Source organism: Marinobacter albus (assembly GCF_030238305.1).
GTDB lineage: Bacteria > Pseudomonadota > Gammaproteobacteria > Pseudomonadales > Oleiphilaceae > Marinobacter > Marinobacter albus.
On the sequence record NZ_JASSQD010000002.1, the window covers coordinates 515,496 to 537,063 of the forward strand.

Genomic DNA, 21,568 nt, shown 5'->3' on the forward strand with positions numbered 1-21,568 from the left:
TGCGACGGAGCCTCGCCTCATACAAGGTATGATTCCTGACTAATACGAGGGTAGCAGTGAATCGTATTACCGACACCGAAGCGGGTCGCTAGCGCAGGTCCTTGCGCAGGATCTTGCCAACGTTGGACTTGGGAATCTCCTCAAGCCGAATGACTTCTTTCGGCACCTTGTAGGCGGCAAGATTGGCCCGGCAGTGTTCGATGATCTGGCCGAGGTTGAAGTCGCCTGAGCCGGATGGCGAGACAAACAAGCGCACCCGCTCACCGGTTTTCTCATCCGGCACACCAACGCAGGCCGCCTCGCCTACGCTGTCCAGTTCGCACACGAGGCTTTCAATTTCGTTGGGATAGACGTTGAAACCGGAGACGATCAGCATGTCCTTTTTGCGATCGACTATCTCGAACTGACCGTCCTCGTGCATTACTGCGATATCACCGGTCCGAAAGTAGCCATCGTCGGTAAAAGCCTCGCGGGTGGCGTCCGCTCGCTGCCAGTACCCTTTCATGATCTGGGGGCCTCTGGCACAGAGCTCGCCAGCTTCGCCCGGCGGAAGCGGCTGGTCATCCGGACCCAGGATCTTGATGTCCGTGGACGGCACGGGATACCCCACGGTGCCGCTGAACTGCAGGTTATCAAGCAGGTTAAGAGTGAGTATCGGGCTGGTTTCAGAGAGACCGAAGCCTTCCACAATGTGATTGCCGGAGGCAGCTTTCCAACGCGCCGAGGTGCTGGCGAAAATCTTGGAGCCGCCGCCAAAGGCCGCCTTGCAGGCCGAAAAATCGATGATTTTGAAATCCGGATGCCGGGTCATGCTGGTAAAGAGGGTGTTCACGCCCCCGATCACGGAAAAGCGTGAATTCCAGATTGCTCGAATGAACGCATCCATATCCCGCGGATTGGGAATCAGGATCGCTTTGGCGCCGATCGCCGCATAGGCCACGAATATCATCAGGCCAAAGATGTGGTACATCGGCAGGGCCAGAACCACGCATTCCTTGCCCGGCGTGTTGGCATCCGGCATAAAGGCCCGGAACTGAAGGGTATTGGCGATCAGATTACGGTGGGTCAGCGTTGCCCCTTTGGACGGTCCCGTGGTGCCACCGGTGTACTGCAGAAACAGCACATCCTCTGCGTTGATCTCCACCGGTTCAGGCTTCTGGCCCCTGTACTTTGACAGCAGGCTTTGCAGGGTCCGGTGTTGGCCGAGGTTCTCTGCGATGCCGGGGCTGAGCAGACTGGCGCCCGCGCCATCGCCGGGACTGATGGTGATGGCCGAATCCAGGGGTGTCTGGGCCCGGATTTCCGCCAGGGCCGGTGTGGCGCCGTCGAATATAAAAATGTGTCTGGCGCCGGAATCGTTGAGCTGGTGCGCCAGTTCCCGAGGGGTGTAGAGCGGGTTGACGTTAACCTGCACACCGCCCGCTTTGAGGATGCCGAGCATGACAATCGGGTAGGCAAACAGGTTGGGGCTCATCAGTGCAATGCGGTCGCCCTTTCGAACGCCGAGGTCCTGCTGCAGGCTGACTGCGACGGCATCCGACAGGATGTCCAACTCCCGGTAGGTCAATGTCATGCCAAAGCATTCGACGGCCTGGTGTTTTGGAAACCGGGCCACTGCCTGCCGGAACAGGTCATTGATGGATCCGAAAGCATTGGGATCAATTGAACGCGGAGTACCCTCTGGGTAGTGTTCGAGCCAGGGTTGGGTCATCGTAAAATCCAGTGTTTGTTCAAATCTGTCAGAAGAAAGAAGCGTCAGGAAGGTTGCCTTGAGCAGGCAGTTATAATGGCCCGTCGGAAGGCGCAGAAATTTCGCTTTTCACGACAGATTTTTGTCACCTGAGGTCAGGGAGTCACGCATGGCCCTGGGAGACTGGCCAAACCATCGAAAGCAGGCGCGGTTGAACGAGCTTTGCTGGCGGTACCCCAACAGGCCGGCCACCTGGCTCATGGCCATGCCGGGTTCGCTCAGGTAGTCCGACGTCAGCTCTCGCCGAATGTCATCCACCAGTTCTTCGAACACCACGCCCTCACGTTTCAGGGCTCGCTGAAGCGTTCGTTCATGGAGAGCAAGATGCCGGGCGACCAGCGAGATGGTGCAGCGCTGTCCCATGGGCAGAAGTGAGATAACAAGGGAACGTACATTGGCGCTGAGGGAGGCCGAGGTCTGGGCCAGCGTTTGCCGAACGTAATCTTCCATGACCTGGCGAAGCACGGCATCGGATTGCTCAATGGGGCGCTGCAAGTCGTCGGCGGAAAGACAGAGGGCATTGCCGGGCCTGTTGAAATGCACCGGGCACTGGAAGATCGAGCGGTACCGGGCAGCGCGCGCCTGCCTGGCATGGCGAAAACGTATCTGCGTCGGGCGGAAGCCGGGGCCGGCGAGCACGCCGATGACCTGTTTGGCCAGGACCAGGCTCAACTCCACGGTCTGGCTCCGGATGGGCGCCTGCTCCAGGGCTATGTCAAAGTGCAGGGTGGCAACGTTGCCCGGTATCACCGGATCGAGTGCCAGGCGAACGCCCGGGCTGTGGTAGGCCATGTACTTGATGATGTGCCGGAGAGCCTGTTCGGTGTTCGATGAATTCTGGGCGATCACGGCGATGGGGCCCAGCACGCCCATGCCCTGACGGAGGCCCACCCTGAGGCCGAAATCCTTGCAGTCGAGTTCCCGGGCGGCCTGCTCCATCAGTTGAGTCAGGTTGCTGTAGGGCATCATCTGCTTCGGATTGTTGATCAAATCCTCGCGCAGATTGAACTGCCCCAGCAGCGACTTCGGGTCGCCGCCCAGTTCCCGGATGGTTTCCGGGATGCCCATCATGGCACTGGCTCGGATCAGGGTGGTTCCAGTCATGGGTTCTCACCTTCCGGGGCTGAGAGACTCATATATCAGGGTAGCGGGAATTCCTAAGGCCAGCGTGCCAGACCCATCATTATTCCGGCTGGCCGGAATTATCTGCTAGCCTTGAGCTTTAGCTTTGCCTGCAAGGTGTTGAAAAGGAATTCGCTGAATGCCCTTCATTTCGGTTTTGGTTGTCATTGTCGTGGCGCTTCTGACGCCGGGGTTGGTTGTCTCCGAAGCCTTGCCGGGACCGTCTGCAGAAGACCAGGGCTATGTTGCCGAAGGTACCTGCGCCAGCTGTCATCAAAAAGAGCAACATGCCTGGTCCGACTCCGACCACGCCTGGGCCATGCACCCGGCCAGCAGCACATCGGTGCTTGGTGACTTCGGCGACAGGACGTTCAGCGATGGCGCCGTCACCGCCCGCTTTTTCCAACGTGATGGCGACTACTGGGTCGAGACCGAAGGTGAGGACGGGAAGCCCGGGCAGTTCCGCATCGCCTACACCTTCGGTCATTTCCCGCTGCAACAATACCTGGTGGCGTTTCCCGGCGGTCGGTTGCAGGCGTTAACCATCGCCTGGGATACCCGGACCCGGGACGAAGGCGGCCAGCGCTGGTTTTCCCTGTATCCGGGGGAGCGCTTTGCGCCGGACGATGCCCTGCACTGGACCGGGCGTTACCAGAACTGGAACGCCATGTGCGCGGACTGCCACTCCACCTATCTGAGCATGAACTACGACGCGCAAACCGACAGCTTTGCCACCACCTGGCAGGAACAGAATGTCGGTTGCCAGGGCTGTCACGGCCCCGGCCAGGATCACGTCGATTGGGCACGGACGAAACCTGATGACCCCGGCGAGTACCCGAGGAACGAAGGCAACGGCCTCAAGATTGATTTCGATGCCTTGGCGGGGCCGGAAGTGGTTGAGACTTGCGCTTTCTGCCATAGCCGGCGGCAGAGCCTGAAGGATGGCCAGCACGTTCAGGAGCCCTATTTTGACAAGGCGCTGCCGGCGACACTGCGGCCCGATCTCTATCACGCCGATGGCCAGATCCAGGGCGAGGTCTACGTGTACGGCTCCTTTGTCCAGAGCAAGATGGCGGCGGCCGGAGTGGATTGCCTGGACTGTCATGATCCCCACACCACCGAACTTCTGGTGGAGGGCAATGGCTTGTGTCTGCAATGCCACAATGCCTCGCCCCCCGAACGTTTTCCCCAGCTCGCCGCCGGCGATTATGATGACCGCAGCCATCACCGGCATCCGGCGGATTCCGAGGGCGCCCAGTGTGTGAATTGCCATATGCCGGACAAAACCTACATGGAGGTCGATCCGCGCCGTGACCACAGCTTCCGGATTCCCCGGCCGGACCTGACTCTGACGACTGGCAGCCCCAATGCCTGTAACGATTGCCACGATGACAAGAGTGCCGACTGGGCGGTGGCTGCCATTGATGACTGGTTCGAATCGCCCCGACGCCCCCCGCATTTCGCCAACGCCCTGAGCGCCTTCCGGCGGGCCGAAGCCGATGGCTTCATCCGTCTGGCGGCACTGATCCGTGATACCGGTGCACCGGCCATCGCCCGGGCCACAGCGGCGGAGCATCTCGGCGACTTCGGGCCACGGGCCGGATCCGCGCTGCGTACCGGTCTGCTGACCGATGATCCCCTGGTCCAGGCGTATGCGGCCAACAGCGTGGCACAACTGCCTGCCTCCGATCGGGTGAACTGGCTGCGTAAACAGCTGGCAGAGGATCAGGCGGTAGCGGTGCGGGATCAGGCGCTGAGGTCGCTGGCGGGTGTCGATCTGTCGACCCTTCCGGACCAGGACCGGGCCCGGATCGCGGCACTGAAAGCGGATTATGAGCAGAGGCTGCGAGCGCTGGCGACGCTGCCCGGCAATCGCCTGAACCTTGCCACCTACCTGCAGCGGGAGGGCCGACCCGATGAGGCCATCGCCCAGTACCGACGGGCGCTGGCAATGGATCCGCTGTTTGTTCCGGCCCGGGTCAACCTGGCGACGCTTGCCAGCGAACAGGGCCGGATCGGACTGGCCGTTGAGATGCTGACGGAGGGGGCGGAGCTTGATGGGCTGCCTGACGCAGACCGGGGGCATCTGGCCTACCTGCTGGCGCTTGCGCTGGTCGAAGAGAAGCGTCCATCCGAAGCCCTTCCACGCTTCGAGCAGGCCGGTGCGCTTAATCCGGGCAACCCCCGGGTTGCGTACAACCATGGCCTCGTTCTTGCGCAGATGGGCAAGGTGCCGGAGGCGGAACAGGTTCTTGGTCAGGCGCTGGCGCGTCATCCCGAGGACCACGGACTTCTGAGCGCCATGATCTATCTGAAACTTCAGCAGGGGCATCTGTCAGAAGCGCTGGCGTTCGCCCGCAAACTGAAGGCGGCGCACCCGAATGATCAACAGGTTGATCGGCTGATACGCGATCTCTCGGCTCGCGTTGGCGGCTGAAGGGAAGACGTTGGAACTCCGGCTGCCAATAAAAAAGCCCACCGAGGGTGGGCTTTGGGGTCATCAGATCGCCGAGGTTAGGTCAATCCCCTCACATCAGAGCTCGACAAACAGCTTGCCCTGATTCTGGCCCGAGAACAGGAGCTGAACCCCTTCCACGGCACTGTCGAGCCCCTGAAGTACATGACTGCGGAATTTGATCTGGCCGTTCTGGAGGTAGTTCATCATCGCCCCCATGGACTCATCGACCTTGTCGTAGTGATCCGTGATTACGAAGCCCTCGACCCTCAGTGCTTTCAGGTTGATGTCCACCCAGCTTGGACCGGGGTTCGGAACTTCGTTGGTGTACTCGGCGATGTTGCCGCACACGACAATCTTGCCGAGGCGATTCATCCGGTTGAACACCATGTGCTGGATCGGACCGCCGGTATTCTCGAAGTAAAGGTCGATACCATCCGGCGTGGCAGCGGCCAACTGTTCCTCAAGGTCCGCATCCTTGTAGTTGAGAGCCTTGTCGAAGCCGAGTTCCTCTTCCAGCCAACGGCACTTCTCGTCACTGCCGGCGACACCGATGACGCGCAGGCCCTCGGCCTTGCCCATCTGGCCCACGAGGGAGCCGACGGAGCCGGCGGCGCCACTGACCACCATGGTTTCGCCCTTGACCGGGCGGCCGATCTTCATCAGGCCGACATAGGCGGTGAAACCCGGGACGTAAAGTACCGACAGGAGCGCCTGCACATCGACGGACTTGTCGACCACCTGCATGTCCTCACCGCCCAGGGTGTACTCCGCCCAGCCGGTGATGCCGACGACGCGGGCACCCACCGGATAGTCCGGATTCTCAGATTCAACCACCTCGCCCACGCCATAGGAACGCATGATGTCACCCGGGCGAACCGGCTCGATGTAGCTGTCCTCGTTGTCCTGAACCCAAGTCCGCATGGCCGGGTCCAGCGACATGTGGGTCTGTTTGACCAGGAAGTCGCCTTTCTCGAGTTTCGGGGTCTCGAGTTCAATCGCCTGGAAACAGTCGTCGGTGAATTTTCCGGTCGGGCGTTTCGCCAGTTTGTACGCTTTGAATGTCATGTCTGAAGGACTCCTGAAATCGTTGATGTCGGCGTTAGGGGATGGTGACGTCACCGAAAATCTCGGTGAAGCGGGGTTGGCCGTTCCAGGCGGAAGCCCCCCCGTCGACGCAGATGTTCTGGCCCGTGACGAAACTGGCCAGGTCCGAGGCCAGAAACAGCATCACCTTGGCAATTTCCTGCGGCTCGCCCGCGCGGCTCATCGGAATGTTGTGCATGTATTCCCGGTACGCGTCCGGCTGGCCCGTCAGCGGGCCGGTCAACGGCGTTTTGATCAGCCCGGGGCTGATGCTGTTAACCCGGATGTTGTCCGTCGCGTAATCCAGCGCCAGGTTGCGGGTGTAGTTGATTACCCCGCCTTTGGCCGCGGCATAAGCGTTGAATCCGTAATCGGCGCGGGTGCCGGAGACAGACGCGGTGTTGATGATGTTGCCGCCATTTTTCATCAGGTGGGGAATGGCGTGCCGGCAGGTGTGGAACAGGGCATTGAGGTTGACCTCCATCACCTTGTACCAGGTTTCCGGCTCAATCAGATGGGTGCGCCCGTAGGTTCCGAAGCCGGCGTTATTGATCAGAATGTCCAGGCCGCCCAGAGTCTCAACAGCCGAGGCGATCATCTGCTCGATCTCTTGCGGAATGCTCAGGTCGACCTTGATGAAGGACACGCCTTCGCCCAGTTCGTTAGCCAGTGCCGTGCCGTTGTCTTCATTCATGTCGGCGATGATCACCTTCGCGCCGTTCTCGTGGAACAGGCGAACCGCCTGTTCTCCGATTCCGGAGGCGCCACCGGTAATAATGGTTTTCTTGTTTTGAAGCATGTCTGTTTACCCATCTGTTGTTTGACTATTCGTTATCCGGGACTCCCCGAATCAAAGCGGGGGACGGATAGGGGTAGCGGTAGTTGTACAGCGGGAAACACACAGAGAAGTGATAAAGGGCGCCTAAAGCTTGATAAAAAATGCCAGGGTATGGTTTGGCGTGAAAAAACAAGAATTGTTCGCGATGGGTTAAATGATCGATTGCGCTTCGACCTAGGATAAGGCGATCTGGGCTGCGATGGTTTCGTTATGCCCGGCTCGAGATCCATTGACGGAGAGCGTTATGACTACAAGAAACAATAAGGCCGTCGCGAACGCGGTCGTAATCTCGGCCATGCTGTTTGCCGCTTCCCCTGTGTCCGCGGGAACCGTGTCCGGCAAACTGACCAGTGCCGACGGCGACGCGATCGCCGGTGCCATCATTCGACTGACGGACGTGCAAGCGGGAATCTCCGAGTCTGTTTACAGTGATGCCAGGGGCGAATATGTATTGGAAACGGACCTGCAAGGCGAACTCCGCCTGAGGTTTCGCGCCCATTACTTCGCCGATCACGAGGAACAGATCGTTCTGCCTGATGCTTCAGCAAGCCTTGGTAAAGATGTCCGTATGACCGCGCTCGACGCGGATCGTGAAGTCTCGGAGAGTCTGGCGGCGTCGTATCATTTTAACGAGTTGCCGTTCGATACCGGCGAAGACGAGCCATTTACCCGGGATAAGTTCCAGCTCGAGTGCCTGTCCTGTCACCAGCTGGGCAATCCCTTTACCCGTACCGTTCGCCCGGCGGAGTCCTGGCAGCAAACGGTGCAGCGTATGCACGCCTACATGGGCGCCATGGACATTACCGAGAAGGACCGCCGCCGGGCTCAGATCTTTGCGGAGGGGTTTGATGGCAAGCCCACGGAAATGCGACCGGAATTCCCGTTCGATGACGCGTTAGCCCACACCAAGGTCTACGAGTACCAGTTGCCCAGTTCCGGTGTGCCGCACGATGCCTATGTGCACTCGGAAAACGGCCTGGTCTACACCGTGGATCAGTTTGCCGATGGCATGTACGTTACCAACCTGGAGAAGGGCGAGACGGAGTTTGTACCGCATCCGGAGCAAGGTATGCCGCTGGGTGGCATCTTCACGGTGCTGGGTGTTCCGCCGGCGATGAACAAGGTCAACGTGCGCCACGGCCCGCATTCACTGGCCGAAGGCCACGATGGCAAGCTGTACGTGACCAATTCCTACTCCGCCTCCATCGGTGTGTTCAACCCGGAAACCAATGCGTGGGAACAGAAGATCCCGCTGCCGGGCAACGCGCCCTACCCGCACACCATTCGCGTGGATAGAAAAGGCATCCTCTGGTTCAGTGTGGTTGGTACCGAGCAGATTGGGCGACTGGATCCAAAAAGCCAGGAAGTCACCCTGATCGATTTGCCGGAGCCGCGCCCGGTGGCCATCACGCCGGCGGTTCTGACCTATGGGGTGGCGGTCAGTACGCTCGATGGTTCGATCTGGTACAGCCGGCTCTGGGGTAACCGCATCGGCCGGATCGACCCGGACACCCTGGAAGTGACCGAGATTGAATCCCCGGTGTTCGGCCCGCGCCGTTTGCGTTTTGCCGAGGATGGCATCCTCTGGCAGACCGGTTACGGTCACGGTGAGATCGCGCGTATCGATACCAAAACCATGGATATGAAGGTCTACGAAATGCCGGAATTTGCGCCGGACGCCCGTCCAGGTCCCTATTCCCTGAACATTGCGCCGAAAACCGGGGATGTCTGGGTCAATGAGACCATGACAGACCATATTTACCGGTTTGATCCTGAGCAGGAGAGATTCATCGCCTACCCGGCACCCCTGCGTGGCACCTACACCCGGGACGTCACTTTCACGGAAGAAGGTTGGGCCTGCATGACCAATAACCCGATTCCGGTCCAGGCCCTGGAAGAATTTACCGGTGTGTTGATGTGCCTGGATCCGAACTACCGCCGTTGAACCAGAAGGAACCCCTTGTTGTTGTGCTCCCTTTTTCGCCCGGGCCGTTTGGTCCGGGCTTTTTTATCGTTGACGGGGGTTGAGAGGTGGGAGTTGCGCGGGGCGTGGGCCACGGTCGGTCCGGGGGTCGCTTTTGATCTTTCGTATCAGCGGGATCAGTCTGCGGGTGCTCGTTTCCGGTTCCGGGCGGGGGGCGTAGTATTCGGCAATGCCTGTCATCAGGGCTTCTCGCTGCCGGGACTCCTGGGGGCAGCCGCGCAGAGAATGAGCGCCGGTCCGTTTGTCCGCGAGCCGGAAAAGCTCCGTCAGTTCTCTGGGCGTTCCCCTGAGCTGTCGGATGGCGGCCTGCTTTTGTCCGGGCAGGGAATTCAGCCACCGGCGGCGAACCCGCCTGATTAAGTGTCCTGTGCGCGAGCGGATTGTCCGCCGGTAGCCTGTCAGGATCGCCATCGATGCCCCAGCGGCCAGGATGACAAGGAGCCAGCTTGTCGGAAACCGGGTTTCCGATGGGCCGGCTCCGGGCAGGACCTCGATCGGCAGAGCCGGTAACGTCGACTGCCGGATCCTGTCATCGTCAATGTCCCACCAGGTGAGTGAGAGGGCCGGCAGTCTATAAGTCCCTGCTTGGTCAGGGCTGTAGCGGATGCGCTCGATGCGCTCCCCGCCGGTGATCGAGCCGCCTTCGTCGGTGATCGGGCGAATGTCTGCCGGCAGGCGAGTGCCCACTGCCTCACCGGATGAGGAAGAAGTCAGGGGAGGGATGGACAGCGCCAGGGCCTGATGGGCCCGTACCCGAATTTCCCGAACGACGGGGTGGCCGGCGGCGATGCCGCCGCCGGTCGTGCTGAGGCTCTGGCTCAATTGGACGTCCGCCGCCAGAAGTGAAATGTCGGCAGACTCGACGGCCGGGAGTGGCTGAACGGCAAACGAACGCTCCGGGGTGGTCACGGCAACCGGGGCATCTTCCTGACCCACCGGGGCCTTGATGCGAAATGACGGCAGTGTCGTGACGCCCGGGTCCAGGGGAATCAGGCGATAGCTGTAGGTGACGCCGAAATAGCGCTTGCCCTCGATCGTGCGCTGAATGCTCCGGCCCTGGCTGCCCTGGAAAGACACCAAGGCGCCTGCGACCTCCAGCGGCCGGAATTCCGGGGTACCGGTCAGCCAGGTGTCGGTCAGGACATCCACTTCGTAGGAGACCGATTGGCCGGAGCGGATGTCGGCATCCGGAACCAGCCGGGTCTCAATCCTCACTTCCGCGGCCAGAGTGTGACCCGCCAGATGGGAAACGAGTATAGCGGCGAGTACCGGCTTTCCCGGCACTCTCATGGCTGTTCTCCGGTCTGGTTGCGCTGCTCCGCAGCGAACTTACGTTTCAGGAAGTCCGTGACCGAGGTGTTCAGGTTCTCCAGCCAGATCGCGTCGGTGATGGCCTCCTGCCCCTGGATTCTGGTGCTCACTCCCTGACCGGATTGCTTGTCGAACCGGACGGCGTCAGCGCCAATATCCGGCGCTTTTGTCCGGCCTTCATTGAGATCTTCCGAGATCTTTTCGACGAGCCTGAGGTTGGCCCTGGCAGCCTCCAGCCCGGGATCTTTCTCAAGTGCCGTTTCAAAGGCGACCTTGGCCTTTCCCAGTTCCAGTTGCCGGGCGTAACTGTTGCCAAGGTAAAACCAGGCCCGGGGTGAATCCAGTTGGCTGAAACTCTCGATGGCGGTCTCGAAATCGGCAGCGCGGTAGGCCGACAGGCCTCGCAGGTAAGGATCGCGGAACAGTCGCGCAGCGTCTGCGTAGTCTCCGGCTTCGAATGCCAGCCGCCCCTGCTGGTCCGGTGTCAGAAACGCATTGGCCAGAGCGTCCGCGTTGGCCGGTGGCGCCGGAGCCATCAGCAGTGGCAGGGCGACCAGGCACCACTGAAGGTTCCAACCCTTGCGCATGGACACCAGGGCCAGCAGCAGGGCAGGCCAGACCAGCCAGTAGCCGTAGTCGCGCCACTTGAGTGTGTCATCAAGGTTCTGTTGACGCTGGAAATGGGTCTGGACCTGACGCTCGAGCCAGCGGACGTCCTGCTCCGTCGTCGTGAAGGCTCGGGTGTCGGCAGAGAGCGTGTTCAGAACCGCGTGGGTTGCGCCGGAGGCCAGGGTTTCTTCTGGCAGCAGTGCCAGCACCTTTAGTCCACCCGGACCCTCACTTTGTGAGGGGGAGAACTGCGCTGACGCCAGGTTATCGGAAACCAGGATGACCGTTTGCGGGCCGGCACCAGCTCCGAATGGTGCCGTGGCCAGGTCCAGTGCGGCTGCCAGGTTGCGTCCCTGGCCCGGAATCATGCCCGCCTCAAGGGAGTTGAGATACAGGCTGAGCAGCTGCCTGTCCCGGCTGTGGGGTAACACCCGATGGGCGCTTCGGGCGTATCCGATCAGGCCTGTGTGCCAGCCGGGCCGGCGTTCCGCGAGTGATTGAATGCGGTCCTGGGCCAGAGCCAGTGTACCGGTGTCGGCCATGGATGCGGACAGGTCGAGGACGACGGTCACCCGGGTCTGGTCGTCGAAATTGGGCGGCAGCAGTCGGTCCCAGGTGGGCCCGGCAACCGACAGCCCGGCTACCACCAGCAGCAGGCTGAAACCATGTAGGGGCCGGAAACGTGTCTGGTTGTTGCTGTTCAGCGCGAGGTGCGGCAGCAGGTGCGGCGCAATCATCCGGCTCAGCGCATCCCGGCGGCGGCTGATCATGTGGCATGCTGGCAGCAACGCAAGGCCCGCGAGCGTGATCAGCAGGCCCCAGGCGCGCAGAAAATGAAACTGGGCGATCGATTCCGTCATGGCTCGCGCCTCTCCGTTTCTCGCCAGCCCGCCTGAGGCTGTGCCTGCGATGACCGCAGGTCGGCCAGCAGATGCAGAAGCAGTAACCCCGAAGCGATCAGCACGGGAATCCAGAACAACTCCCGGCGGGGCCGGGCTCTCAGTTCTTCCGCGTTATGCGGTGTCATGGCATCGATGGTCCTGTAGACCCGCTCCAGCGCCGTCCGGTCTGTCGCGAGAAATGACTGGCCGCCGGTCATCCCTGCAATGCGCGCCAGGGTTGGCGCATCCAAGGCATCGTCAGTCCCTGTGTCGGTCCGGCCAAAGCCAATGGTGTGGATGGTCAGGCCCCGATTGTTGGCGATACGCGCTGCCTGTATTGGGTCGAGCCGGCTGCGGTTGTCATTGCCGTCGGTGAGCAGGATCAGGAGTTTGTCGGGACGGTCACTTTGCTCCAGCAGTTTCAGGGTGACGCCAATGGCGTCGCCGAGCGCGGTGTTGGCGCCGGCCATGCCGGTCTCGGTCATTGCCAGGATTTGTTGCAGCGTATCGTGTTCCCGGGATGGGGGCGCCAGGGCAAAGGCGCGGTCCCCGAAGCCGACCAGTCCGATGCGGTCATCCGTGCGCCAGTTAATGAACTGGCTGGCGGCCCGCTTGACCGCGACCAGCCGCGGGGTGTCAGCTCCGTCCGAGGTGGTGGCATCGGGTTCGGACATGGATTGGGACAGGTCGATGGCGAGAACCAGGTCGCGCCTGGGTTCGATGTGCGTTATCGGAGGCCCGAGGTAGGCCGGCCGTGCGGCCGCCGTCAGCAGCAGGGCCCAGATCAGCCAACGCAGGGCGAGGGCGGCCCGGGAGATTCCGGCGGCCATTGGGCTGGCTTTCTGCTCTATCCGATCCTTGAAGGCGACCGTGAACGGCACCCGGAGTTTCCGATGGGGCGCCCGGTAGGCGGGCAACCCGTGGTACGCCAATAGGGGTAGGGGCAGCAACAGCCAGAGCCAGGGAAAATCAAACTGGATCATGATGGGTCTCCAGCCACTGCCGGCACTCGGCGATCACGGCTGCCGCATCCAGGCGCGTGAGGGTCTCGTCACTGGCGTAGGCCAAATCGGCCAGAGATTCGGCAAAGGTTTCGGAAAGCGGGGTGGCGGCCATGCGTTGCAGTTCGCCTTGCCAGTCCGGGCCTCCCATGCGCGCCAACTCGGGTGCCGGGTTTCCCGGACGGTTGAGCACCGCACGCTTGAGCAGTTCGGGTATATCCCTCAGTGGCGCAGTGCTGACAGGATCCCGGCGCCACTGTGCTTCCAGGACGTCGAGTTCCGCCAGTGCCGCGTCCCGGTAGGCGTTGGTTTTCCGGCGTTGTCTCCAGAAAAGCAGGCCGGCCACGACCAGGACCAGCAGCAGGGTCAGTACCAGGGCCCAGCCCCAGGTCTGTGGCCACAGTGAGGGCATGGGCGGGGATGGAAGTTCCCGGAGCTGTTCCAGATCGCTGACCAGACTCATCGACGCGGTGCTCCCACCAGTCCAAGAGCCCGCCGGAGTTGGGGCACAGTGGCTTCGCCCGTGCTGATTTTCAGATGAGCGACCCGGCTGCGCGTGAGGTGCTCCTCGACGATCCGGAACCGTTCGGTTAGAAAATCCGTGACGCTGTTTCGGATGCCTGCATGGCCAAGGTCGAGGGTCACCTCCACCTGGTCTTCGGCAACGGTTACCACTCCGGCGTCGGGCAGCGTCACAGCCAGCGGGTCGTAAACCTGAATGGCAAGCACGTCATTGTGAAAGGAGAGTTGTTGCAGCAGGCCCAGGGTTCGTTCCGTAATGCCGGCAAAATCGCTGACGATGCAGACGGTCTGGTCATGGTAGGCTTTCGCAAGGCAGCCCGAGATGACCTTGTCCAGCTGTCCGACCTTGCGCGGAGCGTCGTTATCGACACGCAAGGCCTGGTTTTGACGGGCTATCCGGGTGAGTAGATCGGCAACCCGACGCCGGCTCCGGTGTGGCGTAACCGTATCAAGGCGCTGATCGTTGAAGACAATGCCACCGACCCGGTCGCCGGCGTGGAAGGCTATCCACGCTGCCAATGCCGACACTTCCGCGGCTGCCGTCGCTTTCAGCAGGAGCGACGAACCGAACAGCATATCCATGCGTTGATCACACAGGATCATGGTCGGCCGGTCGCGTTCCTCGGTGAAGCTGCGAACGAAGGGGGTTCCGGCCCTGCGGGTGGCACGCCAGTCCACGTGGCGGATATCGTCACCCCTGGTGTAACGACGTAGCTCATCGAAGTCGAGCCCGCGTCCGCGCATCCTTGAGCCGTGTTGCCCTGCCAGCAGGCTGTTTGAACGCTGGCGGCCATGGAAGTCGGGGAGTCGTCCCTCCGGCTCGAGCGCCATCAGCCGATCTGTCGTGGTGAAGACGCCGGTGTTGTCAGTGCGGCTTTGGATCATGGTGGCTCCCCTCAGGCGGGAATCGCAACCTGATCGAGCAGTCGATCAACGATTTGATCCTCGGTGACCCCATCCGCGATGGCATCGTAGCTGAGCCTCACCCGGTGACGTAGAACCGGCAGGGCGACTGCGCGCACGTTGTCCGGGGTGACGTGAGGCTGCTGGTGGAGCCAGGCGTGAGCCCGAGCGGCCCGGTCCAGGGCAATGGCTCCCCGTGGACTGGCCCCGGTATCGAGCCAGCCACGGAGTGTTGCGTCGGGTGCCAATGCCGGGCGCGTCGACTGGACCAGACTGACGAGGTACTGATCGATTTTCGGGGAGACAAAAAGCCGGACGATTTCCCGGCGGGCGGCCAGCAAAATGCCGGGCTGAAAGTCCGGTGCCGACACCGGTTGGGGCGATTCGTTGTCCTGCTCGGACCTGACCAGCCTCAGCATGTCGCATTCGTGTTCGTGGCTCGGATAATCCAGCACCAGTTTCATGAGAAAACGATCCATCTGGGCTTCGGGCAGGGGATAGGTGCCTTCCTGCTCGATTGGATTCTGCGTGGCCAGCACCATGAACAGGTCGTCCATCCGGTGGGTAGCACCGGAAACGGTAATCTGGCGTTCCTCCATGACCTCGAGGAGGGCAGACTGGACCTTGGCGGGGGCCCGATTGATCTCGTCCGCCAGTATCAGATTGCCAAACAGCGGGCCGGGTTCGAACGCCAGGGATTGCACGCCGTTGGTGTAATGCAGTACCTCCGATCCGGTGAGGTCGGAGGGCAGCAGGTCCGGTGTGAACTGGATCCGGCGCATCTGCGCCTCCAGGTGATGGGCAAGCCGTTTCACCGTGCGAGTCTTGGCCAACCCGGGCAAACTCTCGATCAGCACATGGCCATCGGAGAGTAGCGCAAGAACCAGTTGCTCGATCAGCTGCTCCTGACCCAGCACATCGGACTTCAGGCGATCGATCAGGGTGACCACAGAATCGTGGGTATTCATAACCGTCCTCGTAAAAGAACCGTGCCCGGAAAGTGGGGAAACGCCGCCATGGGCCGCGTTCCCCCTGACTCTCATTGCTGGTAGTTGAGGAACTGTTCCATCATCTGATCAATGGTAAAGGTCGCCGGTCTCTGGCGGGGTGGGTACTCCCTGAAGGTGTTCAGGAACTGTTTGACCTTGATCAGTGTCGCCATGCCGCGGGCCTGGATCTTTCGGTCCCACCAGACCTGGTAGGAGTTGGAGTCGATATCGGCACGCTCGAACGGATCCTGGCGCAGATTGAATACCTTAGGGATGCGCAGTTTCACGAAAGGCTCGGACCAGACGTTAAACTTGTGTGAGCGCTGTTCGGCAAAGACCAGCTTCCAGGGGCCATCCCGCAAGGCCAGGATATCGCCACCATCACTTGCGTAAATGAACTCGTTGCGAGGGCCTTCCTCGACCTCGCCAGTGAGGTAGGGCAGGAAGTTATAGCCATCGAGATGCACATTGTAGGTTTTGCCGTTGGCCTCGTGGCCCTCCAGCAGTTCCTGCTTGACGTCGGGAACGCCCGCTGCGGCCATCAGTGTCGGCACCCAGTCCAGGTGGGACATGATGTCGTTGGAAATGCTGTTGGAATCGATCTTGCCAGGCCAGCGGACCAGGGCTGGCACCCGGAAGCCGCCTTCCCAGTTGGTGTTTTTCTCGCCCCGGAAGGGGGTAATGCCGGCATCGGGCCAGTGGTTGTAATGAACGCCGTTGTCGGTGGTGTAAAGAACAATGGTGTTATCCGCGACCCCGAGTTCATCAAGTTTGGCCAGCAATTCGCCAACGTGGTTGTCGTGTTCGACCATGCCATCGTTGTAAAAACCCTGGCCGGACAGGCCTCGAGTCTCGTCCTTGATGTGGGTGTAGTAATGCATGCGCGTCGAATTGAACCAGACGAAGAAGGGCTCGTCCTGGTTGTGGGCTTTCTCCATGAAGTTCAGGGACGCCTGCAGGAATTCCTCGTCGATGGTCTCCATCCGTGTGGTATTCAACGGACCGAGATCCTCGACCTTACCGTCTGCGGTGGAGCGGATGACCCCCCGTGGGGTAATCATCTGGGCAAGCTTGGGATCGTTGGGCCAGGCCGGGTCTTCCGGTGCTTCTTCGGCGTTCAGGTGGTACAGGTTGCCGAAGAATTCATCGAAGCCGTGGTTGGTGGGCAGGAACTCGTCCCGGTCACCCAGGTGGTTCTTGCCGAACTGGCCCGTGGCATACCCCAGGGGTTTCAGCAGTTCTGCCAGGGTGGGATCTTCCGGCTGGATGCCAATCGGGGCTCCCGGAATGCCGACCTTGGTCAGCCCGGTCCGGATTGGATGCTGGCCGGTGATAAAGGCGGACCGGCCGGCGGTGCAACTTTGTTCCCCATAGTAATCCGTGAACATCATGCCTTCGTTGGCGATGCGGTCGATGTTTGGCGTCTGGTATCCCATCATGCCATGGCTGTACTTGCTGATATTGGTAATACCGATATCATCACCCATGATGACAAGAATATTGGGGCGTTCTGCGGCGGCGGACGCCAAATGGAGGCTGATCAGGCCAACGCCCAGGATCAGGCGGGTGGCACTCCGGTAGAGGCTTCCGGTAGTCATTTTGTTCTCCTGTCGAAGCTCGCAAGCGTTATTGTCAGAGGTTGGCTTTGTTCGCTTGCTTCGAGTCTACGGCAGGAGCCTCGGGCAACACTGTAACCAGAGTAACAATCCAATATGACCAATGTTCCCGACACACTTGGAAGCTGTGACCTTCTGGCCGGGTTGCCACCGGAGGGGATTGCCGAGGCCGCGCGCCTGGCGACGGTGCGGAGCTTTTCCGAGGGACAGACCATTTATAGGAAGGGCAGCTCCCAGAAGACCCTGGCGGTGATTGAATCCGGGTCGGTCCGGGTGAACGCCATCAGCGGTGCCGGCAAGGAGCTGACCCTGATGATTTGTGGGCCGGGAAACTGGTTCGGCGACGGCGTGTTCTGGGAAGATACGCCGCGGCTGTATGGAGCCGTGGCCCATGAGTCCACCAGACTGATTGAATTCAGGTCCGATACGTTCGCGAGGCTGCTGGACGCCTTTCCCGAATGTTACCCGGTGATTGTCAGGCAATTGGGGCAACGGCTGCGGGCCGCTCTGATGGTCATTGAGGATGATGCGCTGCGAGGAATTCCGGCCCGGCTGGCCAGACGACTGTTGTTTATTGCCACCTTTCAGCATGGCAATCCCGAGCCGCCTGTGTCGCTTCGACTGACCCAGGAGCAACTTGGCAGCATGCTGGGCATTTCCCGGCAGGCAGCATACCGGGCTCTCCAGGTATTGCTCGGCGAAGACCTGATCGAGTTTCGGTACGGCGTTATCCATCTGAAGGACCGGGAAGGTCTGGAAGCCTTCATTGCACGCGAGTAACGGCCGCGCTCCGAATGTCCCGGTCAATACTTAAAAGGTTAAGTTGTTGGCGGTTAAAGTTAAATAACCGGTCAGGCGGGTTTGTATAGTGCGAGCAGGTGAGGAGAGGGTTGCTCCGGCAATCCCGCAGGCGGAAGTTCCTACCCTTGCTGTTTGTGCCGTCTGCGCACTTCGCACCGGGCCATTTCGGCCCAAAACTGTGTCCCTTTCAGCCCCTTCGCGCCGAAGGGGTCTTTTTCGCTCAGCGAAGCCAGCCGGGTGCTTTTTTCCGCAAGGATAGCAGTCGCGGGGACGACTGGATTCCCTGATTTTTTCGCCATTGCCGCGGACTGACACCGTACCAGCGCTGGAAGGCTCGGGAGAAAGCTGCCAGGTCGGAGTAGCCGAGAATCCCGGAAAGCTGGGTCAGGCTGATGCCGGATTCCTGGAGGTAGCGCTCGGCCATGCTCTTGCGGGTCTCGTCCAGGAGCTTTTGGAAGGAGGTGCCTTCCTCAGTCAGGTAGCGCTGCAGAGAGCGGGAGCTGAGCATCATGTAATCCGCCACAAGATCAATGGTCACCCGGCCGTTGGGCAGAAAATTCTTCATGAGATGCTGAACGTAGGCGGGCAATTCCTGGACTGACAGTTCATCCATTTTTTCCAGATGCTCGCGCATCAGGGCATGCAGCTTCGGATCGGAATCGCTCAGGGGCAGGTCCAGCAGGCGGGCTTCAAACACCCAGCCATTGATGGTGCTGTCGAACTGGGGAGGCAGGCCAAGCAGCCGGCTGTAGGCCTGCGGCGAACTGCTGGGCCCGTGTCGGAAATGCACGCCACTGGGTCGCCACTGGGTCCCAAGCAGCATTTTCAGCAAGGCCTTGCCCACCCCGATGGCCAGTTCCACGGCCTGCTTGCTGGCGACCCCCTCGCTCAACAAGGGTTCGTAGCTGAGAATGGCCATCTTGTCCTCGATGGTGGCCGTCACCAGTCCGCTGGAGGAGTGCAGATGATAATACTGCATCAGTTCGTTCAGCGAATCGCCCACGGTCTGGGCGTTTTTGAATAGATAAAGCAAACGTCCAAAGATGGTCGTGCCCTGGAAGATACCGTATTCCAACCCGAACAATGGGTGCTCTGTCCGGTTGGCGCAGTTTTCGAGCAGTGTTGCCATCCGGGAATAGGAAATCAGGCTTTCGGGATGTTCGAGAACGTCCTCGGGCAACCTGGCTTCACGGAGCATCGCCCGGTAATCCAGGCCGTATTTGGCGCAAAACTCGTCCAGTCGTGCCAGGGACGAGGCTCTGGTGAGATCTGTCGTAACCATAATGAGGTGTAATTGTTGTTCACGATTGTAACGGGTAACGCTAGCTGCATTGGCGGGAAATAACAAGAAAACGGCATTTTCTATCATGTGCCGTCATCGGAATCGGGTGACCATGAAATCTGGCAGGTATTGCCAACGGCAAAACAATCTACAAGAGAGGTCGACCATGACGACGCCAAACCAGGTTTTTGAGCACCACGAACTGCTTTATGTGAATTCCAAGAATCAGCCTGTTTATGAAGACGCCATGCCCGGCGTGCCAGGCATTGATGTACAACCGCTTTTCCTTGATCCGCATAACGGTGTCTGGGTGCTGAAAGTCTGGTTCCATCCGGGTGTGACGCTGCCCCGTCACTACCACACGGGCACGGTGCACCTGTTCACGATTTCGGGTCATTGGGAATACAAGGAATACCCCAACGATCCCCAGACCGACGGTTGCTACCTGTACGAGCCGGGCGGTTCCATTCACCAGTTCACCACGCCAGCGACCAACACCGGGCCGACAGAGACCCTGATGGTGGTGCACGGCGCCAACGTCAATTTCGACGACGATGGCAACTACCTGGGCATCATGGATGCCAGCGACATCATGATCATGCTGGACAACCTGATCCGGGAACGAGGCCTGGAGCCGGCGAACTACATTACGCCGCCCCAGCCGGACCACAATGCCCGGGTCCGTAACGTCAAGTAAGACAGCCAGTACAGAAGCGCCCTCCCGGCCAAAACAGGTTTTCCCGGGTAGGGCGTTTTTTTGTATCCGAACAGTCAATAAAGGTAGAGAAAACCATGAAACCCTGGCTTGATTCATACCCCGCGGATGTTCCCCCCACGATTGACCCTGACACCCACGCCTCCGTTACCAGCTTGTTTAATGACGCCATCAAGCGTTTCCCGGAGCACGCCGCGCTGGAGTGCTTTGGTCACACCATGACGTATGGCCAGCTTGATGAAGCCTCGGATGCCCTAGCCAGCGCCCTGCAGCAGCAATACGGGGTGAAGAAGGGCGACCGGGTCGCGGTTATGTTGCCGAATATCTTTGCCTATCCGGTGGCCATGTTGGCGATTCTCAAGGTGGGCGCAATCCAGGTGAACGTGAACCCTCTGTACACGTCGAGGGAGCTGGAACACCAGCTGAATGATTCCGGCGCCGAAACGATGTTTATCTATTCGGGATCCGTGGCGTCGCTGACCCCGATCCGTGACGCCACGTCCGTTTCGCAGGTGATTGTGGTCAATCCCGGTGATGGGGCCGGCCTCCCGATTCCGGGTGGAGACGTTTCCGCCGAACTGGGCGAGTTTACCGGCATGGCGGACCTGTTGGCGCGCAACGCGGGTAATAAACCCACTGCGGTACCAGTGTCCGGCGATGATGTCCTGTTTCTGCAATACACCGGCGGCACCACAGGCCCCTCCAAGGGCGCGACACTGACTCAACGTAACCTGATTGCCAACAGCCTCCAGTTCCGGAGCTTCATGCCCGAGGCGAACGAGCCGGGGGAGGAGGTGCTGGTGCTGGCACTGCCGATGTATCACATCTTTGGCCTGATGATTTTCGTGGCCTACGCGGCAATCGGCGCCAAAGCCATCCTGATTCCCAATCCCCGTGACATGGACGCCTACCTGAAGGCCATCAAGGATTCCAGGTTCACCGTTATTGGTGGCGTCAATACCCTGTACGCGGGCATGACCCAGCATCCCTTGTTCAAGGACGTGGACCTGTCCCGTTACAAAGTGGCATTTGGGGGTGGCTCCAAGATCTTCCCGAGCACCTCCAAGGCCTGGAAGGCTTTCACCGGCGCTCACATCCTGGAAGGCTTCGGTTTGTCCGAAACCTCGCCGATCCTCACCCTGAACCTGATGGGGAAGGAAGCATTCAGCGGTACAGTGGGCTATCCGGTACCGTCCACTGAGGTCAAGGTCATCGATGAGCAGGGCAACGCCCTGCCTGCCGGAACGCCGGGCGAACTCTGTGCCCGTGGCCCCCAGGTCATGAAGGGGTACTGGAACCGCGAGCAGGCAACGGCCGATACCTTCACCGAAGATGGCTTTTTCAAAACCGGTGATGTGGCGGTCATGCACCCGGACGGTCAGTTCGAGATTGTTGATCGCAAGAAAGACATGATCATTGTCTCGGGTTTCAACGTTTACCCCAACGAGGTGGAAGCCGTTGCCAGTGAGTTGCCCGAGGTTGCTGAAGCGGCCTGTATCGGTGTGCCGGACGAGAAAACCGGTGAGCGCATCCGCCTGTTCGTGGCGCCGACCGAGGGATCAGCGATCGACAAAGACGCGGTGATGGCACATTGCCGGCAGAGTCTCGCCGCCTACAAGGTTCCGAAGGAAATCGAGGTGCTGCAGGAGCTGCCCAAGTCAAACGTTGGCAAGATCCTGAGGAAGGATCTGCGCGTTGTCTGA

The 21,568-nt window shown here is 60.4% G+C and carries 17 protein-coding genes; 5 read left to right on the forward strand and 12 right to left on the reverse strand.

What is annotated here, in order from left to right; genetic code table 11:
* Window positions 1–88: 88 nt before the first annotated feature.
* Both QQF73_RS13890 and QQF73_RS13895 read right to left on the reverse strand, forming a co-directional pair.
* The gene (locus QQF73_RS13890) at window positions 89–1,711 is read right to left on the reverse strand and encodes an AMP-binding protein (protein ID WP_219867819.1); all 1,623 of its coding nucleotides are present in this window, start codon (window positions 1,709–1,711) and stop codon (window positions 89–91) included.
* A gap of 108 nt (window positions 1,712–1,819) precedes the next feature.
* The gene (locus tag QQF73_RS13895) at window positions 1,820–2,854 is read right to left on the reverse strand and encodes an AraC family transcriptional regulator (protein ID WP_219867820.1); all 1,035 of its coding nucleotides are present in this window, start codon (window positions 2,852–2,854) and stop codon (window positions 1,820–1,822) included.
* 157 nt (window positions 2,855–3,011) lie between these two features.
* On the opposite strand from QQF73_RS13895, the gene QQF73_RS13900 reads away from it, so the two are divergent.
* A complete protein-coding gene (locus QQF73_RS13900) occupies window positions 3,012–5,309 on the forward strand; it encodes a tetratricopeptide repeat protein (RefSeq protein ID WP_285368572.1) in 2,298 nt (765 codons plus the stop codon).
* Window positions 5,310–5,405: 96 nt separating this feature from the next.
* Here QQF73_RS13900 and QQF73_RS13905 read toward each other — a convergent pair whose 3' ends face one another.
* The gene (locus QQF73_RS13905) at window positions 5,406–6,395 is read right to left on the reverse strand and encodes an NADP-dependent oxidoreductase (protein ID WP_219867822.1); all 990 of its coding nucleotides are present in this window, start codon (window positions 6,393–6,395) and stop codon (window positions 5,406–5,408) included.
* Between the two features lie 34 nt (window positions 6,396–6,429).
* The gene (budC, locus tag QQF73_RS13910; RefSeq protein ID WP_219867823.1) at window positions 6,430–7,212 is read right to left on the reverse strand and encodes a meso-2,3-butanediol dehydrogenase; all 783 of its coding nucleotides are present in this window, start codon (window positions 7,210–7,212) and stop codon (window positions 6,430–6,432) included.
* A gap of 283 nt (window positions 7,213–7,495) precedes the next feature.
* Between budC and QQF73_RS13915 the strand changes: the two genes are divergently transcribed.
* Window positions 7,496–9,196, forward strand: coding sequence for a carboxypeptidase regulatory-like domain-containing protein (locus tag QQF73_RS13915; protein ID WP_285368573.1), 1,701 nt, complete (start codon window positions 7,496–7,498; stop codon window positions 9,194–9,196).
* A 63-nt stretch (window positions 9,197–9,259) separates the two neighbouring features.
* On the opposite strand, the gene QQF73_RS13920 is transcribed toward QQF73_RS13915, so the two are convergent.
* From QQF73_RS13920 to QQF73_RS13950, 7 genes are all read right to left on the reverse strand, one after another.
* Entirely contained in the window at window positions 9,260–10,525 is a 1,266-nt protein-coding gene (locus QQF73_RS13920; protein WP_219867825.1) for a BatD family protein, read from the reverse strand.
* Window positions 10,522–12,015, reverse strand: a complete 1,494-nt coding sequence (locus QQF73_RS13925; RefSeq protein WP_285368574.1) for a VWA domain-containing protein — start codon at window positions 12,013–12,015, stop codon at window positions 10,522–10,524. The genes QQF73_RS13920 and QQF73_RS13925 overlap by 4 nt, the downstream gene beginning before the upstream one ends.
* Complete coding sequence (locus QQF73_RS13930) at window positions 12,012–13,019, reverse strand: VWA domain-containing protein (protein ID WP_219867827.1); 1,008 nt, start codon at window positions 13,017–13,019, stop codon at window positions 12,012–12,014. Before QQF73_RS13930 ends, QQF73_RS13925 begins: the two co-directional genes overlap by 4 nt.
* Complete coding sequence (locus QQF73_RS13935) at window positions 13,006–13,500, reverse strand: DUF4381 domain-containing protein (protein WP_219867828.1); 495 nt, start codon at window positions 13,498–13,500, stop codon at window positions 13,006–13,008. The genes QQF73_RS13930 and QQF73_RS13935 overlap by 14 nt, the downstream gene beginning before the upstream one ends.
* Window positions 13,497–14,444, reverse strand: a complete 948-nt coding sequence (locus QQF73_RS13940) for a DUF58 domain-containing protein (RefSeq protein WP_219867829.1) — start codon at window positions 14,442–14,444, stop codon at window positions 13,497–13,499. The genes QQF73_RS13935 and QQF73_RS13940 overlap by 4 nt, the downstream gene beginning before the upstream one ends.
* Window positions 14,445–14,455: 11 nt before the next feature.
* Window positions 14,456–15,430, reverse strand: coding sequence for an AAA family ATPase (locus QQF73_RS13945; RefSeq protein WP_219867830.1), 975 nt, complete (start codon window positions 15,428–15,430; stop codon window positions 14,456–14,458).
* A gap of 71 nt (window positions 15,431–15,501) precedes the next feature.
* Window positions 15,502–17,049, reverse strand: coding sequence for an arylsulfatase (locus QQF73_RS13950; RefSeq protein ID WP_219867831.1), 1,548 nt, complete (start codon window positions 17,047–17,049; stop codon window positions 15,502–15,504).
* A gap of 114 nt (window positions 17,050–17,163) precedes the next feature.
* Between QQF73_RS13950 and QQF73_RS13955 the strand changes: the two genes are divergently transcribed.
* On the forward strand, window positions 17,164–17,847 hold the full coding sequence (locus tag QQF73_RS13955; protein WP_219867832.1) for a Crp/Fnr family transcriptional regulator: 684 nt from the start codon (window positions 17,164–17,166) through the stop codon (window positions 17,845–17,847).
* A 241-nt stretch (window positions 17,848–18,088) separates the two neighbouring features.
* Here QQF73_RS13955 and QQF73_RS13960 read toward each other — a convergent pair whose 3' ends face one another.
* Window positions 18,089–19,150, reverse strand: a complete 1,062-nt coding sequence (locus QQF73_RS13960) for an AraC family transcriptional regulator (protein ID WP_219867833.1) — start codon at window positions 19,148–19,150, stop codon at window positions 18,089–18,091.
* Window positions 19,151–19,316: 166 nt separating this feature from the next.
* Between QQF73_RS13960 and QQF73_RS13965 the strand changes: the two genes are divergently transcribed.
* Window positions 19,317–19,847 (forward strand): 2,4'-dihydroxyacetophenone dioxygenase family protein, encoded by a 531-nt coding sequence (locus tag QQF73_RS13965; RefSeq protein WP_137437001.1) that lies wholly within the window; start codon window positions 19,317–19,319, stop codon window positions 19,845–19,847.
* Between the two features lie 95 nt (window positions 19,848–19,942).
* Entirely contained in the window at window positions 19,943–21,568 is a 1,626-nt protein-coding gene (locus tag QQF73_RS13970) for an AMP-binding protein (protein ID WP_219867834.1), read from the forward strand.

What these genes read in the sequence shown, in the direction of transcription:
- QQF73_RS13890 (WP_219867819.1), bottom strand. Translation starts at nt 1,711, where the DNA reads ATGACCCAACCCTGGCTCGAACACTACCCAGAGGGTACTCCGCGTTCA.
- QQF73_RS13895 (WP_219867820.1), bottom strand. Translation starts at nt 2,854, where the DNA reads ATGACTGGAACCACCCTGATCCGAGCCAGTGCCATGATGGGCATCCCG.
- QQF73_RS13900 (WP_285368572.1), top strand. Translation starts at nt 3,012, where the DNA reads ATGCCCTTCATTTCGGTTTTGGTTGTCATTGTCGTGGCGCTTCTGACG.
- QQF73_RS13905 (WP_219867822.1), bottom strand. Translation starts at nt 6,395, where the DNA reads ATGACATTCAAAGCGTACAAACTGGCGAAACGCCCGACCGGAAAATTC.
- budC (WP_219867823.1), bottom strand. Translation starts at nt 7,212, where the DNA reads ATGCTTCAAAACAAGAAAACCATTATTACCGGTGGCGCCTCCGGAATC.
- QQF73_RS13915 (WP_285368573.1), top strand. Translation starts at nt 7,496, where the DNA reads ATGACTACAAGAAACAATAAGGCCGTCGCGAACGCGGTCGTAATCTCG.
- QQF73_RS13920 (WP_219867825.1), bottom strand. Translation starts at nt 10,525, where the DNA reads ATGAGAGTGCCGGGAAAGCCGGTACTCGCCGCTATACTCGTTTCCCAT.
- QQF73_RS13925 (WP_285368574.1), bottom strand. Translation starts at nt 12,015, where the DNA reads ATGACGGAATCGATCGCCCAGTTTCATTTTCTGCGCGCCTGGGGCCTG.
- QQF73_RS13930 (WP_219867827.1), bottom strand. Translation starts at nt 13,019, where the DNA reads ATGATCCAGTTTGATTTTCCCTGGCTCTGGCTGTTGCTGCCCCTACCC.
- QQF73_RS13935 (WP_219867828.1), bottom strand. Translation starts at nt 13,500, where the DNA reads ATGAGTCTGGTCAGCGATCTGGAACAGCTCCGGGAACTTCCATCCCCG.
- QQF73_RS13940 (WP_219867829.1), bottom strand. Translation starts at nt 14,444, where the DNA reads ATGATCCAAAGCCGCACTGACAACACCGGCGTCTTCACCACGACAGAT.
- QQF73_RS13945 (WP_219867830.1), bottom strand. Translation starts at nt 15,430, where the DNA reads ATGAATACCCACGATTCTGTGGTCACCCTGATCGATCGCCTGAAGTCC.
- QQF73_RS13950 (WP_219867831.1), bottom strand. Translation starts at nt 17,049, where the DNA reads ATGACTACCGGAAGCCTCTACCGGAGTGCCACCCGCCTGATCCTGGGC.
- QQF73_RS13955 (WP_219867832.1), top strand. Translation starts at nt 17,164, where the DNA reads ATGACCAATGTTCCCGACACACTTGGAAGCTGTGACCTTCTGGCCGGG.
- QQF73_RS13960 (WP_219867833.1), bottom strand. Translation starts at nt 19,150, where the DNA reads ATGGTTACGACAGATCTCACCAGAGCCTCGTCCCTGGCACGACTGGAC.
- QQF73_RS13965 (WP_137437001.1), top strand. Translation starts at nt 19,317, where the DNA reads ATGACGACGCCAAACCAGGTTTTTGAGCACCACGAACTGCTTTATGTG.
- QQF73_RS13970 (WP_219867834.1), top strand. Translation starts at nt 19,943, where the DNA reads ATGAAACCCTGGCTTGATTCATACCCCGCGGATGTTCCCCCCACGATT.